This is a genomic window from Streptomyces sp. NPDC098101 (genome assembly GCF_044760185.1).
Lineage (GTDB): Bacteria > Actinomycetota > Actinomycetes > Streptomycetales > Streptomycetaceae > Streptomyces.
Map to the genome: position 1 here is coordinate 855,207 of NZ_JBIWAS010000003.1, position 21,501 is coordinate 876,707.

General features: G+C 74.8%; 16 protein-coding genes. 12 read left to right on the forward strand and 4 right to left on the reverse strand.

Annotated features, from left to right (window positions below; genetic code table 11):
* The first annotated feature begins 101 nt into the window (after positions 1–101).
* The 4 genes from ACIQVI_RS16935 to nudC all read left to right on the forward strand — a co-directional run bounded on the left by ACIQVI_RS16935 (position 102) and on the right by nudC (position 10,085).
* Entirely contained in the window at positions 102–3,812 is a 3,711-nt protein-coding gene (locus ACIQVI_RS16935; protein WP_403596170.1) for an ATP-dependent helicase, read from the forward strand.
* 193 nt (positions 3,813–4,005) lie between these two features.
* Positions 4,006–7,608, forward strand: a complete 3,603-nt coding sequence (locus ACIQVI_RS16940) for a UvrD-helicase domain-containing protein (protein ID WP_403596173.1) — start codon at positions 4,006–4,008, stop codon at positions 7,606–7,608.
* A 10-nt stretch (positions 7,609–7,618) separates the two neighbouring features.
* Positions 7,619–9,037 (forward strand): dipeptidase, encoded by a 1,419-nt coding sequence (locus ACIQVI_RS16945; protein WP_403596176.1) that lies wholly within the window; start codon positions 7,619–7,621, stop codon positions 9,035–9,037.
* Between the two features lie 64 nt (positions 9,038–9,101).
* Positions 9,102–10,085, forward strand: a complete 984-nt coding sequence (nudC, locus tag ACIQVI_RS16950) for an NAD(+) diphosphatase (protein WP_403596892.1) — start codon at positions 9,102–9,104, stop codon at positions 10,083–10,085.
* A gap of 55 nt (positions 10,086–10,140) precedes the next feature.
* Here nudC and ACIQVI_RS16955 read toward each other — a convergent pair whose 3' ends face one another.
* On the reverse strand, positions 10,141–10,524 hold the full coding sequence (locus ACIQVI_RS16955; RefSeq protein WP_403596179.1) for a MerR family transcriptional regulator: 384 nt from the start codon (positions 10,522–10,524) through the stop codon (positions 10,141–10,143).
* 66 nt (positions 10,525–10,590) lie between these two features.
* On the opposite strand from ACIQVI_RS16955, the gene ACIQVI_RS16960 reads away from it, so the two are divergent.
* On the forward strand, positions 10,591–11,748 hold the full coding sequence (locus ACIQVI_RS16960) for an alkene reductase (protein ID WP_403596182.1): 1,158 nt from the start codon (positions 10,591–10,593) through the stop codon (positions 11,746–11,748).
* Positions 11,749–11,795: 47 nt separating this feature from the next.
* On the opposite strand, the gene ACIQVI_RS16965 is transcribed toward ACIQVI_RS16960, so the two are convergent.
* Entirely contained in the window at positions 11,796–12,038 is a 243-nt protein-coding gene (locus tag ACIQVI_RS16965; protein WP_403596185.1) for a mycoredoxin, read from the reverse strand.
* A 235-nt stretch (positions 12,039–12,273) separates the two neighbouring features.
* Between ACIQVI_RS16965 and ACIQVI_RS16970 the strand changes: the two genes are divergently transcribed.
* The 5 genes from ACIQVI_RS16970 (at position 12,274) to ACIQVI_RS16990 (ending at position 16,146) form a co-directional block, all read left to right on the forward strand.
* Complete coding sequence (locus tag ACIQVI_RS16970) at positions 12,274–14,454, forward strand: ATP-dependent DNA helicase UvrD2 (protein ID WP_403596188.1); 2,181 nt, start codon at positions 12,274–12,276, stop codon at positions 14,452–14,454.
* 172 nt (positions 14,455–14,626) lie between these two features.
* Positions 14,627–14,974: a hypothetical protein gene (locus ACIQVI_RS16975; protein WP_403596191.1), complete on the forward strand. Its 348-nt coding sequence runs from the start codon at positions 14,627–14,629 to the stop codon at positions 14,972–14,974.
* Between the two features lie 172 nt (positions 14,975–15,146).
* The gene (locus tag ACIQVI_RS16980) at positions 15,147–15,527 is read left to right on the forward strand and encodes a WhiB family transcriptional regulator (protein ID WP_403596194.1); all 381 of its coding nucleotides are present in this window, start codon (positions 15,147–15,149) and stop codon (positions 15,525–15,527) included.
* Complete coding sequence (locus ACIQVI_RS16985) at positions 15,524–15,847, forward strand: hypothetical protein (RefSeq protein WP_121831596.1); 324 nt, start codon at positions 15,524–15,526, stop codon at positions 15,845–15,847. Before ACIQVI_RS16980 ends, ACIQVI_RS16985 begins: the two co-directional genes overlap by 4 nt.
* Before the next feature lie 107 nt (positions 15,848–15,954).
* Positions 15,955–16,146, forward strand: coding sequence for a hypothetical protein (locus tag ACIQVI_RS16990; protein ID WP_403596198.1), 192 nt, complete (start codon positions 15,955–15,957; stop codon positions 16,144–16,146).
* Here ACIQVI_RS16990 and ACIQVI_RS16995 read toward each other — a convergent pair.
* On the reverse strand, positions 16,143–17,570 hold the full coding sequence (locus ACIQVI_RS16995; protein WP_403596201.1) for an ABC1 kinase family protein: 1,428 nt from the start codon (positions 17,568–17,570) through the stop codon (positions 16,143–16,145). The genes ACIQVI_RS16990 and ACIQVI_RS16995 overlap by 4 nt on opposite strands.
* Before the next feature lie 41 nt (positions 17,571–17,611).
* Positions 17,612–18,823 carry a TOMM precursor leader peptide-binding protein gene (locus ACIQVI_RS17000; RefSeq protein ID WP_403596204.1) on the reverse strand — a complete coding sequence of 404 codons (1,212 nt, stop codon included), beginning with the start codon at positions 18,821–18,823 and terminating at the stop codon, positions 17,612–17,614.
* Between the two features lie 224 nt (positions 18,824–19,047).
* On the opposite strand from ACIQVI_RS17000, the gene ACIQVI_RS17005 reads away from it, so the two are divergent.
* Together ACIQVI_RS17005 and ACIQVI_RS17010 are read left to right on the forward strand one after the other, a co-directional pair.
* The gene (locus tag ACIQVI_RS17005) at positions 19,048–19,713 is read left to right on the forward strand and encodes a M48 family metallopeptidase (RefSeq protein ID WP_403596206.1); all 666 of its coding nucleotides are present in this window, start codon (positions 19,048–19,050) and stop codon (positions 19,711–19,713) included.
* Between the two features lie 132 nt (positions 19,714–19,845).
* On the forward strand, positions 19,846–21,501 hold the full coding sequence (locus ACIQVI_RS17010) for a TerD family protein (protein WP_403596209.1): 1,656 nt from the start codon (positions 19,846–19,848) through the stop codon (positions 21,499–21,501).

A 21,501-nucleotide genomic window follows, 5' to 3' on the forward strand; every position in this document is an offset into this window, starting at 1 on the left:
CCTCCGGCTTCGCGTAACGTCGTCGTTCGCGTCTTCCGGGGCGGCCACCGCACACGGCCGCCTCACCCGCACCACCACACCCACCAGGACCGGCGATCCACGTGAGCTCCTCCTCCACCACCCGGCGTACGCCGCCGCACCAGGGACAGCCGCACCCGGGTCCGGGACGGCAGCGGACCCCGGGCGCGTACCGGCTGGTGCGCACCGCGCCGGCCCCGCTGGATCCCCCTCGACTGGACGCGGCCCAGCGGGAAGTGGTTGAGCACGACGGCGGACCCCTCCTCGTCCTCGCCGGACCCGGCACCGGCAAGACGACCACCCTGGTCGAGGCGGTCGCGGCCCGGATGGAGAAGGGTGCCGACCCCGAGCGGCTCCTCGTCCTCACCTTCAGCCGCAAGGCCGCCGTCGAACTCCGCGACCGGATGGCGACCCGGCTCGGCGGCCGCCGCCCGCCGCAGGCGACGACCTTCCACTCGTACTGCTACGCCCTGATCCGCGCCCACCAGGACGCCGGGCTCTTCGCGGAACCGCTCCGTCTGCTCTCCGGACCCGAGCAGGACCTCGCGGTGCGCGAGCTGCTCGCCGGCCAGATCGACCTGGAGAGGAGCGGCCTCGGCGGGGTCCGCTGGCCCGACGAACTGCGCGCCTGCCTCACCACCCGGGGCTTCGCCGACGAGGTGCGGGCCGTCCTCGCGCGCTCGCGGGAACTGGGCCTCGAACCGGACGCCCTCGCCCGCTTCGCCGACCGGGTCGGCCGCCCCGACTGGAAGGCGGCGGCCGGCTTCCTCGCCGAGTACCTCGACGTCCTCGACCTCCAGGGCGTCCTCGACTACACGGAGCTGGTCCACCGGGCCGTCCTGCTCGCCGGGAGCGTCACCCTGCCCCGGTACGACGCGGTGTACGTCGACGAGTACCAGGACACCGATCCGGCACAGGTCCGGCTCCTCCACGCGCTCGCGGGCGGCGGCCGGAACACGGTGGTCGCCTTCGGCGACCCGGACCAGTCCATCTACGCGTTCCGGGGCGCCGACGTGAACGGCATCCTCGACTTCCCCGCCTCCTTCGGCGGCGCGCCCGTCCGGGTCCTGCGCACCTCCCGGCGCTCCGGCGCGCGGCTCCTCGCCGCCACCCGGGAGCTCGCCCGGCGGATGCCGGTGCCCCGGCTGCCCGCCGACCGGGTCCGCGCCCACCGCGAGCTGACGGCGGTGCGGGACGGGGGCCGGGCGGAGGCGTACACCTACCCCACGGCCTCGGCGGAGGCCGAGAACGTCGCGGACCTGCTGCGCCGCGCGCACCTGGAGGACGGGGTCCCCTGGCAGGACATGGCCGTCCTCACCCGCGCCGGGGCCTCCCTGCCGGCCCTCCGCCGCGCCCTCACCTCGGCGGGCGTCCCGGTCGAGACGGACGCGGCGGACACCCCCCTCCGCCACGAACCGGCGGTGGCCCCGCTGCTCCTCGCCCTGCGGGCGGTATCGGGAGCGGGGACCCCGCCGGGCGGCTCCGACGAGGGCGCGCCGGCCCCGGCGTCCGGTCCCACCGCGGAGCCCGTACGGGACGATTCGGTCGACGATGTCCGGGATGTCGTACGCGAGGAGGGCCCCGACGGCGACGCGGCTCGGGACGGGGACGTTTCCGAGGGGACCGCCCCGGACGGGACCGGTCCGGACGGGGCCATGCTCGACGGAGCCGCTTTGGACGGGGCCGCTTCGGACGGGGCCGTGCCTGGTGGAGCTGTGCCTGACGGGGGCGCCCCGGACGGGACCGGTCCGGGCGGGGCCGTGCTCGACGGAGCCGCTCCTGACGAGACCGCTTCGGACGGGAACGTGTCTGAGGGAGCCGCTCCTGCCGGGACCGCTCCTGCCGGGGCCGCTTCGGGCGGGGCCGTGCCCGACGGAGGGTCAAGCGCGGGCGCGGGCCCGGGGCGGCACGGTGACGGCGGGTGGCTCGACACCGAGACCGCGCTCGCGCTGCTCGCCTCGCCGCTCGCCGGGGTCGACCCGGCGGACCTGCGGCGGCTCGGGCGGGCGCTGCGGGACGAGGAGCGGGCCGCCGGGAACAAGGTGCCGCCGCCCTCCGACGTGCTGCTCGCCCGCGCGCTCGCCGAGCCCGAGCGGCTCGTCGCCCACGACTCCGCGTACACCCACGGCGTGCGGCGGCTCGGCAGGCTCCTGCGGGACACCCGGACGCTGCTCGCCGCGGGCGGCACCGCGGAGGAGGCCCTCTGGGAGCTCTGGAAGGGCACCCCCTGGTCCGGCCGCCTGGAGCGCGCGGCCCTGCGCGGCGGCCCCGCCGGGCGCAACGCCGACCGCGACCTCGACGCCGTCTGCGCCCTCTTCGAGACCGCCGCCCGCGCCGAGGAGCGCGTCGGCGGCCGGGGCGTCGTCAACTTCCTCGAAGAGCTCGACGCCCAGGACATCGCCGCCGACACCCTCACCCGCCGCCACACCCGCCCGGACGCCGTCCGGCTCATGACCGCGCACCGCTCCAAGGGCCTGGAGTGGAGCCTCGTCGTCGTCGCCGGGGTCCAGGAGGGCCTCTGGCCCGACCTGCGCCGCCGCGGCTCCCTCCTGGAGGCCGACCGCATCGGCCGCGACGGCCTGGCCGAACCCCTCACCCCCGGCGCCCTCCTCGCCGAGGAGCGCCGCCTCTTCTACGTCGCCGCCACGCGCGCGCGTGACCGGCTCGTCGTCACCGCCGTGAAGGCCGCCGCCGAGGACGGCGACCAGCCCTCCCGGTTCCTCACCGAGTTCGGCGAGGAACCGAAGGACGTGCCCGGCCGCCCCCGCCGCCCCCTCGCCGTCTCCGCCCTGGTCGCGGAGCTGCGCGCCACCACCGTCGACCCGGACGCCTCGCCCGCCCTCCGGGAAGCCGCCGCCCACCGCCTCGCCCGGCTCGCCGCCCTCACCGACGACGAGGGCCAGCCGCTGGTCCCGGCCGCGCACCCGGACCGCTGGTGGGGCCTGTTCGAGCCGACGCGCAGCACGGCCCCGCTCCGCGAGCGCGACCGGCCCGTCGCGCTCTCGCCCAGCTCCCTCGACAACCTCGTCAGCACCTGCTCGCTCCAGTGGTTCCTGGGCCGCGAGGTCAAGGCCGCGGAACCCGCCACCGCCGCCCAGGGCTTCGGCAACGTCGTCCACGTCCTCGCCGACGAGGTCGCCTCCGGTCGCACCCCGGCCGACCTCGACGTCCTCATGGCCCGCCTGGACTCCGTCTGGGACGCCCTCGCCTTCGACGCCCCCTGGAAGTCGGCCCAGGAGAAGCAGAACGCGCGCGTGGCGCTCGAACGCTTCCTGAGCTGGCACGTCATGGACCGCGCGGGCCGCACCCCCGCCGCCTCCGAGCACGACTTCGACGTGACCCTGGAGGCGGGGGAGTACGAGGTCCGCATCCGGGGCTCCATGGACCGCGTCGAGACCGACGCGCAGGGCCGCGCCTACGTCGTCGACTTCAAGACCGGGAAGTCGGCCCCCACCAAGGACGAGGTCGCCCGCCACCCGCAGCTCGCCGTCTACCAGCTCGCCGTCCGCGAGGGCGCCCTCGACGAGGTCTTCGACGGCCGCCGCCCCGAGCCGGGCGGCGCCGAGCTCGTACAACTGCGGCAGGCCGCCGCGAAGAAGGAGGGCGGCGACGCCCTGCCGAAGGTGCAGGCGCAGGAGCCGCTGTCCGGGGAGTGGGTGGGGGAGCTGCTCGCCGGAGCCGCCGGCCGGGTCCTCGACGAGCGCTTCACCCCCACCACCGGCCAGCACTGCGCCACCTGCTCCTTCCGCGCCTCGTGCAGCGCCCGGCCGGAGGGCCGGCACGTGGTCGAGTAACCACGCGCGCGAGCCCCCGTCGGAAAGAGAGGTCGGTCACGCGCGCGTGGGCACGGCGTCCGCAGCCCCCGGCGCCCCGCGCCGGAACTCCCGGCGGAGGACGTCCGTAACTCCCGGTACGGGGCACCCCGGACGCCCGGCGCCGGGCCCGCGCCCGACCGGCACTGTCCGACCGCCCCGCTAGCCTCTTCCGGTGACCGCACGCATCAGCGACCCCGAGGAGCTCAAGGAGCTGCTCGGCATCCCGTTCACCCCGGAGCAGACGGCCTGCATCACCGCGCCGCTCGCCCCGCAGGTCGTCGTGGCCGGAGCCGGTTCCGGCAAGACGACGGTGATGGCCGCCCGCGTGGTCTGGCTCGTCGGCACGGGCCAGGTCGCCCCCGAGCAGGTCCTCGGCCTCACCTTCACCAACAAGGCCGCCGGCGAACTCGCCGAGCGCGTCCGCACCGCCCTCGTCCGCGCCGGCGTCACCGACCCCGACGTGATCGACCCCGACAACCCGCCCGGCGAACCCCGCATCTCCACCTACCACGCCTTCGCCGGGCAGCTCCTCACCGACCACGGCCTCCGCATCGGCCTGGAGCCCACCTCCCGGCTCCTCGCCGACGCCACCCGCTACCAGCTCGCCGCGCGCGTGCTCCGCGAGGCCCCCGGCCCGTACCCGGCGCTCACCCGGTCCTTCCCGACCCTCATCACCGACCTGCTCGCCCTCGACGCCGAACTGGCCGAGCACCTCGTCCCGCCCGACCGGCTCCGCGCGTACGACTCCGACCTGCTCACCGCCCTCGCGGGCGCCAGGCTCAGCAACGCCGAGCTGCGCAAGGTCCCCGAGGCCGCCGCCGCCCGCCGCGAGCTGCTCGACCTCGTCGTCCGCTACCGGGCCGCCAAGCGCTCCCGCGACCTGCTCGACTTCGGCGACCAGATCGCCCGCTCCGCCGAACTCGCCACCACCCGGCCCGAGGTCGGCACGATCCTGCGCGAGGAGTTCCGGGTCGTCCTCCTCGACGAGTACCAGGACACCTCCGTCGCCCAGCGGCTGCTGCTCTCCGGTCTCTTCGGCCAGGGCACCGGACACGCCGTGACCGCCGTCGGCGACCCCTGCCAGGCCATCTACGGCTGGCGCGGCGCCTCCGTCGCCAACCTGGACGACTTCCCCGAGCACTTCCCGCACCGCGACGGCAGCCCCGCGAGCCGCTACGCGCTCTCCGAGAACCGGCGCAGCGGCGGCCGCCTCCTCGACCTCGCCAACGGCCTCGCCGCCCCCCTGCGCGCTCTGCACGCGGGCGTGGAGGCGCTGCGGCCCGCACCCGGCGCCGAGCACGACGGCACCGTGCGGATCGCCCTGCTGCCCACCCACGCCGAGGAGCTCGACTGGCTCGCGGACTCCCTCGCCCACCTCGTCCGCACCGGCCGCGAGCCCGGCGAGATCGCCGTCCTGTGCCGCACCGCCACCGACTTCCCCGCGATCCACGCGGCCCTCGTCGCCCGGGACGTGCCCGTCGAGGTCGTCGGCCTCTCCGGCCTCCTCCACCTGCCCGAGATCGCGGACCTCGTCGCCGTCTGCGAGGTCCTCCAGGACCCGGGCGCCAACGCCCCCCTCGTACGGCTCCTCACCGGCCCCCGCTGGCGGATCGGCCCCCGCGACCTCGCCCTCCTCGGCCGCCGCGCCCGCCTCCTGGTGCACCGGGGGAGCGGCGAGACCGACCCCGAGCAGCGGCTTGCCGCCGCCGTCGAGGGCGTCGACCCGGCCGAGGTGATCTCCCTCGCCGACGCGCTCGACACCTTCCTCGACTCCGGCGGCACCCCCGACGACGGCCTGCCCTTCTCCGCCGAGGCCCGGGTCCGCTTCGCCCGCCTCGCCGCCGAGCTGCGCTCCCTGCGCACCTCCCTCGCCGACCCCCTCATGGACGTGCTCCACCGGGTCCTCGCCACGACCGGCCTGGAGGTCGAGCTCTCCGCGTCCCCGCACGCCCTCGCCGCCCGCCGCCGCGAGACCCTCGGCCACTTCCTCGACGTCGCCGCCGGCTTCGCCTCCCTCGACGGCGAGGCCACCCTCCTCGCCTTCCTCGGCTTCCTGCGCACGGCCGTCCAGTTCGAGAAGGGCCTCGACAGCGCCCTGCCCGGCGGCGAGAACACCGTCAAGGTCCTCACCGCCCACAAGTCCAAGGGCCTGGAGTGGGACGTCGTCGCCGTCCCCGGCCTGGTCACCGGTCAGTTCCCCAGCGCACGCGCGCGCGAGGCGTGGACCTCCCAGCCGCAGGTCCTGCCGCACGCCCTGCGCGGCGACGCCGCCACGCTGCCGCCGATCGACACCTGGGACGCCAAGTCCCTCGCCGCGTTCAAGACCGACATGCGCGAGCACCAGCACACCGAGGAACTGCGCCTGGGCTACGTCACCTTCACCCGCCCCCGCTCCCTCCTCCTCGGCTCCGGCCACTGGTGGGGCCCGAGCCAGAAGAAGCCCCGCGGCCCCTCGGACTTCCTCCTCGCCCTGTACGAGCACTGCGCGGCAGGGCACGGCGAGATCGAGGCCTGGGCGGACGCGCCGGAGGAGGGCGCGGAGAACCCGACCCTGGCGGCGGCGGACCGCGACGAGGCGTGGCCGCTGCCGCTGGACCGGGAGTCCTTCGCGCGCCGCCGGGAAGCGGCGGAGCGGGTGACGTCCCTGCTGTGGGCGGTCGCCCCGCAGGACGGAACGGAGGGGAGCGGCCCCACGGGCGCGGTACCCGCCCTCGGGGACCCGCGCCCCGGGGAACCCCGGGAGGACGAGGAGCCGGTCTGGGACGAGGAGCCGATCTGGGGCGAGGACGAGGAGTCCCTCCCCGAGGACACCCACGCGGACGCGGTCCCGGCCCCGAGGCCCCCGGAGCCGGAGGGGCCCGGGGCCCCGGGGCAGGAGGTTCCGGAGGAGTCCGACGCCCCCGAACCGGCGGTGTCCCGGGAGCCCGGAGCCCCGCAAGGGACCGACGCCCCGGCCCCGGGGACCCGGGGACCGCAGGCGTACGCGGCCCAGGGAGACCCCGGGGCCCCGGAAGGGACCGGCACCCCGGGAGACCCCGGGGCCCCGGACGGGCCCGGCGCCCTCACCCCCGAGGACGCCAGGACCGTCGCCTCCTGGGACCGCGACCTCACCTCCCTCACCACCGAGCTCCGCCGCGCCCGCGCCACCACCCGGGACGTCCTGCTCCCCCCGTACCTCTCCGCCTCCCAGGTGCTGCACCTCGCCGCCGACCCCGACGGCTTCGCGCGGGAGCTGGCCCGGCCGCTGCCGAAGCCGCCGCAGCCCGCCGCCCGCCGGGGCACCCGCTTCCACGCGTGGGTGGAGTCCCGCCACGAGGAGCTGCCGCTGCCGTTCCTCGGCCCGGAGGAGCTGCCCGGCGGCGAGGACTTCGCGGGCGAGCCCGAGATCCTCGACGAACGGGACCTGGACGAGCTGAAGGAGGCCTTCGCCCGCACCCCGTACGCCCGCCGCACCCCGTACCGCGTCGAGGTCCCCGTGCACCTCTCCCTCGCGGGCCGGGTCGTCCGGGGCAGGATCGACGCCGTCTACCGGGACCCGGAGACCGGCGCGTACGAGATCGTCGACTGGAAGACCAGCCGGACGCGCAGCGCCGACCCGCTCCAGCTCGCGATCTACCGGCTGGCCTGGGCCGAGCAGCACGGCCTCGCGCCCGAGGAGGTGGCCGCCGCCTTCGTGTACGTGCGGACGGGCGAGGTCGCCCGGCCCGCCCGGCTGCCCGGCCGGGCCGGGCTGGAGGCGATCCTGCTGGGCGGGGCACCCCCGGACGCCCGATAGGCTCATATGTATGAGCGAGACCCCGGACAGCGCCGTCCACGCAGTGCGCACGTACATCGAGCGGCACCGCACCGCCTTCCTCGACGACCTCGCCGAGTGGCTGCGCATCCCGTCCGTCTCGGCGCAGCCGGAGCGGGCCGGTGACGTGCGGCGCAGCGCCGACTGGCTCGCCGCCAAGCTCACGGAGACCGGCTTCACGACGGCCGAGGTCTGGGAGACCGCCGGCGCCCCCGCCGTCTTCGCGGAGTGGCCCTCGGACGACCCCGGCGCCCCGGTCGTCCTCGTCTACGGCCACCACGACGTGCAGCCCGCCGCCCGCGAGGACGGCTGGCACACGGACCCGTTCGAGCCGACCGTGGTCGACGGCCGGATGTACGCGCGCGGGGCGGCCGACGACAAGGGCCAGGTGTTCTTCCACACCCTCGGCGTCCGCGCCCACCTCGCCGCCACCGGCCGCACGGCCCCCGCCGTCCACCTCAAGCTCCTGATCGAGGGCGAGGAGGAGTCCGGCTCCCCGCACTTCCGCGAGCTGGTCGAGGCCCGCGCGGAGCGGCTCGCCGCCGACGCCGTGATCGTCTCCGACACCGGCATGTGGTCCGAGACCACCCCCACCGTCTGCACCGGAATGCGCGGGGTCGCGGACTGCGAGATCGAGCTGTACGGCCCCGACCAGGACATCCACTCCGGTTCCTTCGGCGGCGCCGTGCCGAACCCGGCCACCGTCGCCGGCCGGATCGTCGCCGCCCTCCACGACGACGCCGAGCGCGTCGCGATCCCCGGCTTCTACGACGGCGTGACCGAGCTCACCGACACCGAGCGGGCCCTCGTCGCCGAGCTGCCCTTCGACGAGGCGGCCTGGCTGCGCACCGCCAAGTCGCACGGCACCCTGGGCGAGGCCGGCTTCTCCACCCTGGAGCGGGTCTGGGCCCGCCCCACCGCCGAGGTCAACGGCATCGGCGGCGGCTACCAGGGCCCCGGCGGCAAGACGATCGTCCCCGCCTCCGCCCACCTCAAGCTCTCCTTCCGGCTCGTCGCCGGCCAGGACCCGGCCAAGATCGAGCTCGCGGTACGGGACTGGCTCGCCGGACTCGTCCCGGCCGGGATCCGGTACGAGATCGTCTTCGGCGCCCCGACCCGCCCCTGCCTCACGCCCCTCGGCCACCCCGCCCTGAAGGCGGTGGCCGGGGCCATGAGCCGGGCCTTCGACGGCGCCGAGGTCCGCTACACCCGCGAGGGCGGCTCGGGTCCGGCCGCCGACCTCCAGGACGTCCTGGAGGCACCCGTCCTGTTCCTCGGCATCTCCGTCCCGTCCGACGGCTGGCACGCCCCGAACGAGAAGATCGAGCTCGATCTCCTCATGAAGGGCGTCGAGACGACCGCTCATCTCTGGGGCGACCTGCCCGTCGCCCTCCGGGCCGCCGAGCGCTGAACCCACCACACCGAACCGGGGGAGTTGGAAGCAACCTGTGAGCACCTTGAAGAACGCGCCGGCCCTGAACAACGCGGCGGCCCCGGAGAACGCGCCGGGCGCCCCGGCCCCGGCGCACGCGTCGGCGGACCGTCCGATCTCGCTCACCGCCCCGAGCGGCATCGACCGCGCCGCCCACCACCGCCTCGACGAGGCGTGGCTCGCGGCGGCCTGGAGCCACCCCACGACCCGGGTCTTCGTGGTCTCCGGCGGCCAGGTGCTGATCGACGACCGGGCCGACGGCACCACCGAACTCGTCATGACCCCGGCGTTCGAGGCCCCGGTCACCGAGACCCACCGCTACTTCCTGGGCACCGACGCCGACGGCGTCTCCTACTTCGCGCTCCAGAAGGACTCCCTGCCCGGCCGCATGGACCAGTCCGCCCGCCCCGCCGGGCTGCGCGAGGCCGGGATGCTGCTCTCCGACCGGGACACCGCCCTGATGGTGCACGCCGTGGCCCTGGAGAACTGGCAGCGCCTCCACCGCTTCTGCTCGCGCTGCGGCGAGCGCACGGTCATCGCCGCGGCCGGGCACATCCGCCGCTGCCAGGCCTGCGGCGCCGAGCACTACCCGCGCACCGACCCCGCGGTGATCATGCTCGTCACGGACGAGCACGACCGGGCCCTGCTCGGCCGCCAGGTCCACTGGCCGGAGGGCCGCTTCTCGACCCTCGCCGGCTTCGTCGAGCCGGGCGAGTCCATCGAGCAGTCGGTGGTGCGCGAGGTCTTCGAGGAGGCGGGCGTCACGGTCGGCGAGGTCGAGTACGTCGCCAGCCAGCCCTGGCCCTTCCCGTCCAGCCTGATGCTGGGCTTCTTCGCCCGCGCCACCTCCTCCGAGATCACCGTGGACGGGGAGGAGATCCACGAGGCCCGCTGGTTCTCCCGCGAGGAGCTGGCCGCCGGCTTCGAGACCGGCGAGGTCCTCCCCCCGTACGGCATCTCGATCGCCTCCCGCCTGATCGAACGCTGGTACGGCAGACCGCTCCCGAAGCCGGGCGACGTGCTCTGACCCGCGCGGCCCGCCCGGGGCCCGGACCCCGCTCCGGGACCCGGACCCGGGCCGGTCAGGAACGGACCGCCTCCCCCGCGAGGGAGGCGGCAGCCGTGGAGATGACCTCGTCCAGGACGTCGCGGGAGCGCACCAGGTCCGCGATCGTACGGTCGATGCGGTCGCGCTCCGCGCTCAGCTCGTCGACGAGCCGGGGCGTGGCGATCTCGCTCGCCGCCCCGTCCGTGTCCCGTATGCAGGGCAGCAGCAGCGCGATCTTCCTGCTGGTGAGCCCGGCCGCGTACAGCGCCTGGACGCGGATGACGCGGTCCACCGCCCATGCGCCGAAGACGCGCTGCCCTCCCGGCGTGCGCTCGGACGCCAGGAGGCCCTGCGTCTCGTAGTAGCGCAGCGACCTCTCGCTCACCCCGCTGCGCCGGGCGAGTTCACCGATCCGCATGTCACATCCCCGTTCGCCGGAACCGGACTTGAACCTGACACCAGTGTCAACTCCTACCGTACGGGCATGACGAACGCACCGGACGCATCCCGCCCCTCCCGCCTCTTCGACTCCGCCCGTCTCGGCCCGCTGGAACTGCCCAACCGGCTGGTGATGGCGCCGATGACCCGCAACCGCGCCACGGCCGACGGCGTCCCGAAGCCCGTCATGGCCACCTACTACGCCCAGCGCGCCTCCGCCGGCCTGATCATCGCCGAGGCCTCCACGCCGAACGCCGTGGGCCAGACCTACCCGAACATCACGGCCATCCACAACGACGCCCACGTGGCCGGATGGCGGCGGGTCACCGACGCCGTGCACGCGGCCGGCGGCCGGATGTTCCTCCAGCTCCAGCACGGCGGCCGGGTCGGCCACCCCGACAACAGCGGGCTCACGCCCGTCGCCCCCTCGCCGGTCGCCCTCCCCGAGCCGATCCACACGCCGGGCGGACGCCGGGAGGCCGTCGTCCCGCGCGAGATGACCGTGGAGGAGATCCGCGCCACCGTCGCCGACTTCGCGGCCGCGGCCCGCAGGGCCGTCGACGCGGGCTTCGCCGGCGTGGAGGTCCACTCCGCCAACGGCTACCTGCTGCACCAGTTCCTGGCGAAGAACACCAACCTCCGCACCGACGCGTACGGCGGCTCCGTCGCCGGGCGGATCCGCCTCACTGTCGAGGTGGTCCGGGCCGTCGCCGACGCGATCGGCCCCGAGCGGGTGGGCGTGCGGCTCGCGCCCGGCCTGACCGTCAACGGCATCGAGGAGGGCGACACCGAGGACGTCTACCCGGCCCTCGTCGCCGCCCTCGCCCCCATCGGACCGGCCTATCTGCACCTCGTCTTCGCCGACCCGGACCAGCCGCTCTTCCAGGACATCCGGAAGACCTGGGAGGGAACCCTGATCGCCAATCCCGTTCTGGGCTGGGGCGGGCCCCTGCCCGCCGACGGCGGCCGGCACGCGGCCGAGCGGCTCCTCGCCGCCGGGGCCGACCTGATCTCCCTGGGCCGTCCCTTCCTCGCCAACCCCGACCTCGTCGAACGCCTCCGGACCGGGGCCGCGATCAACCCCGTCCGCGAGGAGGGCCTGATGTACACGGGCGGCGAGAACGGCTACACCGACTACCCGACCCTCGCGGACGGGCCGTCGGAGCGTCCGGAGCACGAGAACGCCCCCTCCGGTCGGGTGTGACCGAAGGGGGCGTGACGCGAGCGGCGGCCGCAGTGGCCGAAAATCGATCAGGTGCCGATCTTCTGCTTGACCTGCGCGAGGCTCGGGTTCGTCAGGGTGGAGCCGTCCGGGAAGAGCACGGTCGGCACGGTCTGGTTGCCGCCGTTGGCCTTCTCGACGAACGCCGCCGAGTCCGGGTCCTGCTCGATGTTGATCTCCGTGTACGCGATGCCCTCGCGGTCCATCTGGCTCTTCAGCCGACGGCAGTAGCCGCACCACGTGGTGCTGTACATCGTCACAGTGCCCTGCATGGCCGGACGCTCCTCTGGTTCTTCGCTTGCGTTCGCTGACGGGTCCGAGAAGGAGAACGTACGCCCTGTCCGTCCCATTCCCGGAACCGGTTCCGGGCCGGCGCGGGACTGCTTCCGGACCGCTTCCGGACCGGCCGGGGGCCCGGCCCCTCCGCCCCGGAATTCGTATGACCGGCGCCTCCCGCCTGTGGACAACCCGACGCACCGGCCCCGCGCGACCTGGCAGCATGGCGGGGTGACAGCAGCGACGCACTCCACTCTCTTCCCCCAGGTGCCGGAGACGGCCGACGCGGTGCTCGACGGACTCGACCCCGAGCAGCGCGAGGTCGCGCTCGCCCTGAGCGGCCCGGTGTGCGTGCTCGCGGGAGCCGGCACGGGCAAGACGCGGGCCATCACCCACCGGATCGCGTACGGGGTCCGGGCGGGCGTCCTCCAGCCCGCCGGCGTGCTCGCCGTCACCTTCACCAACCGCGCCGCGGGCGAGATGCGCGGCCGGCTCCGGCAGCTCGGCGCGGGCGGCGTCCAGGCCCGCACCTTCCACTCCGCGGCCCTCCGCCAGCTCCAGTTCTTCTGGCCGAAAGCCGTCGGTGGCGACCTGCCCCGGCTCCTGGAGCGGAAGGTCCAGCTCGTCGCCGAGGCCGCCGCCCGCTGCCGGATCCGGCTCGACCGCAACGAGCTGCGGGACGTCACCGGCGAGATCGAATGGGCCAAGGTCACCCAGACCGTCCCCGCCGACTATCCGGCCGTCGTCGCCAAGTCCCTCAGGGACGCCCCCCGCGACCCGGCCGAGATCGGCCAGATCTACGCCACGTACGAGCAGCTGAAGCGCGACCGCTCGGTGATCGACTTCGAGGACGTGCTGCTGCTCACCGTCGGCATCCTCCAGGACCGGCACGACATCGCCGACCAGGTCCGCCGCCAGTACCAGCACTTCGTGGTGGACGAGTACCAGGACGTCTCCCCGCTCCAGCAGCGGCTGCTCGACCTGTGGCTCGGCGACCGCGACAACCTCTGCGTGGTCGGCGACGCCAGCCAGACGATCTACTCCTTCACCGGCGCCACCCCCGACCACCTGCTGAACTTCCGCGCCCGGCACCCCGGCGCCACCGTGGTCAAGCTGGTCCGCGACTACCGCTCCACCCCCCAGGTCGTCCACCTGGCCAACGGACTGCTCTCCCAGGCCCGGGGCCGGGCCGCCGAGCACCGCCTGGAGCTGATCTCCCAGCGCGACCCCGGCCCCGAGCCGGTCCACACGGAGTACGCCGACGAGCCCGCCGAGGCCGAGGGCACCGCCCGCCGCGTCCGCGACCTCGTCGCCGCCGGCGTCCCGGCCGGCGAGATCGCCGTCCTCTACCGGATCAACGCCCAGTCCGAGATCTACGAGCAGGCCCTCGCCGACGCCGGGGTGCCCTACCAGCTCCGCGGCGCCGAGCGCTTCTTCGAGCGCCAGGAGGTCCGGGAGGCGGGCATCGCCCTGCGCGGCGCGGCCCGCGCCGGGGGGAACGACTCCCTCCTCGACGACGCCGAGGACCTGCCCGCGCAGGTCAGGGCGGTCCTCTCCACCAAGGGCTGGACCACCGAGCCGCCCGCGGGATCCGGCGCCGTCCGCGACCGCTGGGAGTCCCTCGCCGCCCTCGTCCGGCTTGCCGAGGACTTCGTCCGCGCCCGGCCCGGCGCCACCCTCTCCGACCTGGTCGCCGAACTCGACGAGCGGGCCGCCGCCCAGCACGTCCCGACCGTCCAGGGCGTCACCCTCGCCTCGCTGCACGCGGCCAAGGGCCTCGAATGGGACGCCGTCTTCCTGGTCGGCCTCACCGAGGGCATGATGCCGATCACCTACGCCAAGACCGACGAGCAGGTCGAGGAGGAGCGCCGCCTGCTGTACGTGGGCGTCACCCGCGCCCGGGTCCACCTCACGCTCTCCTGGGCCCTCTCCCGCTCCCCGGGCGGCCGGGCCTCCCGGCGCCCCACCCGCTTCCTCAAGGGCCTGCGCCCCGGCTCCGGCCCCCTCGGCGCCACGGGACACGGCGGCGGCCCGGCCTCCGTCGAGCGGGGGACCGCCACCGCCCGGCGCAGGCCGCGCGGCCCCGTCCTCTGCCGCGTCTGCGGCGCGACTCTCACCGAGGCGGGCGCGATGAAGCTGATGCGCTGCGAGGACTGCCCCTCGGACATGGACGAGGGCCTGTACGAGCGGCTCCGCGACTGGCGCGCCGAGCGGGCGGGCGAGCTCGGCCAGCCGGCCTATTGCGTCTTCACCGACAAGACGCTCATGGCGATCGCCGAGCGCGTCCCCGCCACCGGCGGAGAGCTCGCCTCGATCTCCGGCGTCGGCACCCGCAAGCTGAACCGCTTCGGAGCCGACGTCCTGGCCATCTGCGCAGGTGAGGAGGGAGGGGAGGGGGTCGACGAGCTCTGAGGAAAACTCGTCGGAAAAATAGTTTGCGCCTGCCCCGTCAAGCCCCATAGGTTCTTAACCACGGACACGGCGGCTTCTTCGAAGCCCTGTCTTCGTGCTGTACTTGTCCAAATAAACATGAGGGTCCGGCTCGCACCCGAGCCCTCCGAGACGCCGAGAGGAGGCGATTCCAGTGATCAGCTACACGATTCAGACCAGCACCGTCAGCTTCGTCAGCACCGCCAAAATGACCGATCGCTCGGTCGTCTCCGCCTGCACGCTCGGCCTCTCCGCCTCGGCGTTCGTCGGCACCGGTCTGCCTACCACCGGTCTCTCCGGTCTCGGCGTGTCCGGCGCCCTGGAGCTCCGGCCCTCCGTGGGCCTGCGCAACGAGCGACCGACCAAGGCACTGGAAGCAGGAGCAGCGGGCAAGGCCAAGGCCTATGCCTTCGCGGCGACCGGTGCCGGCACCCAGCAGCAGACGACGCACCACATGATGTGGGCCTTCCGTGGGCTCGAACCCTGGAGTGATCCAGCCTGATCCAGGATCAGGCAGGCGCCTTCAGGGCCGCGGAACCCCACCCGGGATCCGCGGCCCTTCTGTTTGTCCCCGAACGGGGACGGACGGGCGAAGGGGCCTCGGGACAGAAACACCCGGTACCAGCCGAAAGCCCGGCCAACAGGCCGGAACGACCAGACGAGGAAAGAACACCGTGCAACTCGAAGCGCACGCCCCGTCCGTACCGCCTTCCGCATCGCTCCCCCAGACCGGCCGCCCCACGGAGGACCCCGCTTTGACCCCCCTCACCCCCCTCACCGCGCTCACCGCGCTCGACGACGCCATCGAGAACCTCGGCGTCCCCGTCCCCTGCCGCTCCTACGACCCGGAGGTCTTCTTCGCGGAGTCCCCGGCCGACGTGGAGTACGCGAAGTCCCTCTGCCGCACCTGCCCGCTCATGGCCGCCTGTCTCGCCGGCGCCAAGGAGCGGCGCGAGCCGTGGGGCGTCTGGGGCGGTGAGCTCTTCGTCCAGGGCGTGGTCGTCGCCCGCAAGCGGCCGCGTGGCCGTCCGCGCAAGAACCCGGTCGCGGCATGAACGCCACCGGAACCATCGACCGCCCCCACACGCACGATCCCCAGAAGCAGGCCCCGATGACCTCTTCCACCAGCGAGCCCGCCGGCTCCGCGACCCCCAGCTTCTCCCCCGCCGCCGCGCCCGTGGCGCGTCAGAACAGGACCCGTGAAATGCAACTCATCCCAGAAGCCCTGGCCCGTGCCCATATGCACGACCGACGGCGCGAGGCCGACGCGGAACGCCAGGCCGTGCGCCTGGTCGCCGCCCGGCGTATGCAGCGCCGCGCCGAGCGCGTCTCGCTGCGCGCCCGCCGCGCGCTCGCCATGGCCGTCATGCACTGAGAACCCGCGCCCTCCGGGGCGCCGTCGCGGGGGCCGGTCCTTCAGGACCGGCCCCCGCGGTGCGTGGTGCGGGACCGCGGGCGCCCGGCCGGGCTATCGTCGCAAGGGTGAACGACGCCGGTGCACCCGAAGAGCCCCTCACCTGCGCGCGCTGCGGCAGGACCGCCGACACCCTGCCGCTGACCTGGACCCGCGCGGTCGAGGACGGCCGCCGGGTGTACTTCTGCGAGGACTGCTCCCGGGCCAACCTCCGCGCCATCGAGGGCAGGCTCGACTCCTCCTGGTGGGACGCCTCCTAGTCGGCCTCGACCTCGGTCGCGGCCTTGGTCTCCGGCTTCGGTTCCGCCTCGGTCTCCGGTTCCGGCTCCGGCTCCGCGAAGCCCGGGAGCCACTCGTCCAGTTCGTCGCGCAGGCGGACCGTCGCGTTCAGCTGGCACAGCACCCCGATGGTGCTCAGCGTCACCCGGTGTATCAGCAGGTACGAGGGCGGCAGGTTCAACTGCTTGCCCAACTGGTGGGCGGGGGAGCGGGGATCGGCGATCCGGGCCGCCTGGGTGCGCATCCAGGAACGGGTGAAGACGAACGACTCCGCCTCGGCCGGCTCGATGATCGGCAGCAGGTACTCCAGGACCGCGTCCGGGTCGAGCGAGACGGTCTCCTTGACGAACCCCTCCGCGCGCAGCAGGTCGTGGACCGTCTCCGCCTCACCGGCGAGCGTCATCCGCAGACAGGTGCCGATCATCTCGGGCAGCCCGCCCGGCAGCCGGTCCACGGTGCCGAAGTCCAGGACGCCGAGCCGCCAGCCCTCCGGGTCCCCCTCCCCGCCGGCCCCTTCGTCCTCCCCGGTCCCGGGCAGCAGCCGGAAGTTCCCCGGATGCGGATCGGCGTGCAGCAGACCGGTGCGCGCCGGGCCGGAGAAGAGGAAGCGGGCGAGGAGCTGACCCGCCCGGTCCCGCTGCTCCCCGGTGCCGTCCGCGATCACCTCCGCGAGCGGAAGGCCCTCCATCCACTCGGTCACCAGGACCTGGTCCGACTGGTGCACCACCGCCGGGACCACCACGTGCGGGTCGTCCGCGAACTCCTCCGCGTGCTTCCGTTGGGCCGCCGCCTCCAGGGCGTAGTCCAGCTCCTCCGAGACCCGGTCCCGCATCTCGGCGATCAGCGGCTTGATGTCCATGCCCGGCACCAGCGGGCCGAGCAGCCGGGCGAAGCGGCTCAACTGCGTCAGGTCCGAGAGCAGCGCCTCCCCGGCGCCCGGGTACTGCACCTTGACCGCGACCTCGCGCCCGTCGTGCCACACGGCCCGGTGCACCTGCCCGATCGAGGCCGCGGCCGCCGGCTTGTCCTCGAACTCCAGGAACAGCTCCCGCCAGTCGGCGCCCAGCCGCTCCTCCAGGACCGCGTGCACCGTCCGCGTCGGCATCGGCGGCGCCGCGTCCTGGAGTTTCGTCAGCGCCGCCCGGTAGGGCCCGGCGACCTCCTCCGGCAGGGCCGACTCGAAGACGGAGAGGGCCTGCCCGAACTTCATGGCCCCTCCCTTCAACTCCCCGAGGACTTTGAAGAGCTGATCGGCCGTGCGCTGCTGGAGCTCGCGGGCGACGATCTCCGCGGACCTGCCGCCGATCCGCTTGCCCAGGCCCCAGGTGGCCCGGCCCGCGAAGCCCAGGGGCAACGCGGCCAACTTGGCGGTCCGGGTGACCGCCTTCCGGGGAAGATCAGACATGCGCCCCTCCATAACCCAGACTGCCGTGCCGCGCGGGACCGTTACCCCGCCATTGTGTCGTGCGCGTCCAGCACCGCCGAGGCGCGCTCCCCCTCTCCTCCGCGCGCCGCCCCGCAGGGGCAGGCCGGATGGGGTCTCAGCCGCTCCGACCGCCACTCCAGGAACGGCAGCGACGCCTTCCAGCGGGTGCCCGTGCTCGCCGGCAGGTCCCCGTCCAGGAAGGCGAGGGCGTGCGCGGCGGCCAGCCCCGCCACCGCCGTGGCCAGCCCCAGGTCGCAGGCGGGCAGCGGATGCGGGGCGCCGGAGCGCCACTGGGCGAGCAGCCGGGGCCGGAGCGGGTCCCGGTCCGTCCGCTCCTCCTGGAGGCAGCGGGCGCAGGCCGTGCCGCCCGGCAGCACCAGCGGGCCGACCACCCCCGTGGCCTCGACGACCCCGGCGTACAGGTGGGGGGTGCCGGTGGAGACCCACCGCTCGGCCGGGAGCGGATCGGGGACGTACGCGCCGAGCCCGTCCCTCGGCGTCACCACCACGAGTGAAAGCCCGGCTCCGCCCCTCCCTTCACCCGCCCCACCGTCCGGCCCGCCCCTTCCTTTCCCCGAACCCCCGCCCGGCCCGGTGCCGCCCCCGCCGCCCCGTCGGCCCCCGCGTGCCGCGCCCCGTGACCAGTGGCCGACCAGGCGCCGGGCGGCCGTCGCCCGGCGTTCGCCGACGGCCTCGGGCGGCAGGCCGCCCGGGGCCGTCTCCCAGGGCTCGACCCGGCCCGAGTCCAGCACCTCGACCCGGCCCACGCCCGCCGCCGCGAGCAGGGCCGCCACCGTCGCCCCCACCCGCCCCGCGCCCCGGACCTGGACGCGCAGGGCCCGCCGGGCCGCCAGGGTCCCCGCCGCCCGCTCCGGCTCGGGATGGACCACGGACAGGGAGGCCAGGTCCGCCCGGAGAGGATCGAGGGCCGCGTCCGCCGCCCCGGCGGCCGGACCCGCCCGCCCGGGCCGCCCCGCCGCCCCGTCCGTGAGGAGCCCGGCCGACTCCAGACGGCCGAGGAGGGCCTCAAGACGCCCGTCCGGCAGACCGCGCGCCCGTGCCTCGGTCCGCAGCAGTTCCACCCCGCGCGTCCCGTCGAGCAGCCCGAGCACCGCCTCCGTCTCCGGGCCGACCGGGTCGAGCACCACGGCATGGGCCGGAGTGACCCCGAACTGCACGCACCGCAGGCTCCGCCAGGCCCGCCGCAGTGCCGGTTTCACCATCGGATGCATTTCCCCGCCCCCCGTCCGCTCCCATGACCCGCGCCCATGATCCGCACGCGCGATCCGCATTCATGATCGACAACGGATTTCCGTCGTCACGGGAGTGAGAATGCCCCCGCAGCCCCGACCGGTGCGGAAAGTTGTCCACAGGCCGGGGGATTAGTCATTCAAATGGGGCGCGGTGCGGCCGGACCGTTCCCGAAACCGTCCCGGCAACGGGTAACGTCGGGGCCGTGCCCGCCGATCCACGACGCAGCGTCACCAGCAAGCCGCCCCGCGACCCGGGGACGAGCGCGGTCGAGGTCCGCAGGAGCGCGCGGCGCAGCAGGACCGTCTCGGCCTACCGCGAGGGCGACCGGACCGTCGTCCTCATCCCCGCCCGCATGTCGGAGGCGGAGGAGCGGCGCTGGGTCGGGGTCATGCTGGACAAGCTCGCCGCCAAGGAGAGCCGGAGCGTCCTCGGCGACCGCGAGCTCACCGAGCGGGCGCGCCGCCTGTCGGACCAGTACTTCGACGGCCGGGCCCGCCCCGGCTCGGTCCGCTGGGTGACCAACCAGAACACCCGCTGGGGCTCCTGCACCCCCTCCGAGGGCAGCATCCGCCTCTCCCACCGGCTCCAGGGAATGCCCGAGTACGTCGTCGACTACGTCCTCCTGCACGAGCTGGCCCATCTGCTCGTCCCCGGCCACGGCCCCCGCTTCTGGCGGCTCCTGGAGGCCTACCCCCGCACCGAGCGGGCCCGGGGATACCTGGAGGGCGTGGTCGCCGCGGAGCGCCTCCCGAACCTCCGGGACGACTCGGCCCGACCGGATCACCCGGCCCGACGGGATCATCCGGATCACCCGGGCCACCCGGGCCACCCGGACCGCCCCGGTCTCCCGGACGCTCGCGAGGAGTGACGGCGCCGCCACGCCTCGGCACGCGGATTTCCCGATTCCGTACCGAAAACGACCTGGCCTGTCTCAATGTCGCACGCAGCGGTTAGCCTGGCGCGAGCATTCGCCATTCGGGATGGGGGACGGTCGTTACGCATGGCCAGGGAATTCCAACGCGGCCACAAGGCCAAGATCAGTGATCTGACCGCGGGGACCGATCTGTACGTGGGCGTGCAGATCGCGGCGCCCGGACTGACTTTCGACATCAGCTGCTTCGGCCTCGACGCCGACGAGCGGCTCTCCGACGACCGCTACTTCGTCTTCTTCAACCAGCCGAAGTCGCCCGAGGAGTCCATCCAGCAGCTCGGCGCCCAGGCCGGTGACACCGAGTCCTTCCGCGTCACCCTCGACCGCGTCCCCGCGCACATCCACAAGCTGTCCTTCACCGCCACGATCGACGGCGCCGGCCAGATGTCCCAGGTCGGCCCCGGCCACCTGCGGATCGTCGCGGGCGGCGAGGAGGTCGCCCGGTACGCGTTCACCGGAGCGGAGTTCTCCACCGAGCGCGCGGTGATGCTCGGCGACTTCTACCTCAAGGACGTCTGGCGGTTCGCCGCCGTCGGCCAGGGCTTCGACGGAGGCCTGGAGGCGCTCCTGCGGAACTTCGGCGGCGAGGTCGCCGAGGAGGAGCCCGCCGCCCCGCAGCAGCAGGCGGCCGCGCCCGGCTTCGCCCCGCCGCCCCAGGCGGCGGCGCCCCCGGCCTTCGGCGCCCCCGCCCCGGCTCCGGCACCCGCGCCCGCGTTCGGCGCCCCGGCGGCCCCGCCCGCCCCGGCCCCCGCGCCCGCCCCGCCGGCGCCTCCGGTCCACACGGCGCCCACGATGGTCGCGCCCCTGGCCCCGGCCCCCGTGCCCCCGCCCGCTCCGGCCCCCGCCCCGTACGGGCAGACGCCGCCCCCGTACGGGCAGGTCCCCGGGCAGCCCCCGGGCCAGTACCCCGGCCACGGCCAGCCGCCGCAGACCCCGCCCCACGGCCACCAGCAGCCGTACGGCCAGCAGCCCCCCTACGGGCAGACCCCGCCCCCGTACGGCCAGCAGCCGCCCGCGTTCGGGCAGCAGCACGCGGGCGTGCCCCAGGGCGTCCCCGCCGCCGGCGCGGGCCTCGCGGCCGCGCTCGCGCCGTACAAGGAGACCGCCACCGGCTCCCGCTGGACCCCGCAGAACCAGCAGCTCATGCGGGTCGACCTGGCCATGGGCGGCACGCCCGTCCTGGCCCGGCAGGGCTCCATGGTCATGTACCAGGGCAAGGTCGACTTCGGCTACAAGGGCGCGGGCTTCGCCGGCCGGATCGTCGGCAACGCCACCGGCCAGGAGATGCAGCTGATGCGCTGCACCGGCCGCGGCCAGGTCTTCCTCGCCGAGGAGGGCGCCCAGCTGCACCCGATCGAGCTCCAGGGCGACGGCATCTGCGTCTCCGCCGAGAACGTCCTCGCGTTCGACGAGACCCTCCAGTACGAGATCCGCCGCATCGAGGGCCACGGCATCCCCGGCGGCGCCCTCTTCACCATGCAGTTCCAGGGCAGCGGAACGGTGGTCGTGAAGACCCGCGGCATCCCCGTGGTCCTCCCGGTCACGCCCACGACCTTCGCCGACTGCAACGCCGTCGTCGCCTGGTCGTCCGCCTCCCAGGTCATCCTCTCCAGCCAGGTCCGCCTGCGCCGCAACGCCTACCCGGGCCACAGCGGGGAGACCGTGAACCTGCAGTTCCGGGGCGCCCCCGGCAACTTCGTCGTCGTCCAGCCCTACGAGGTCTGA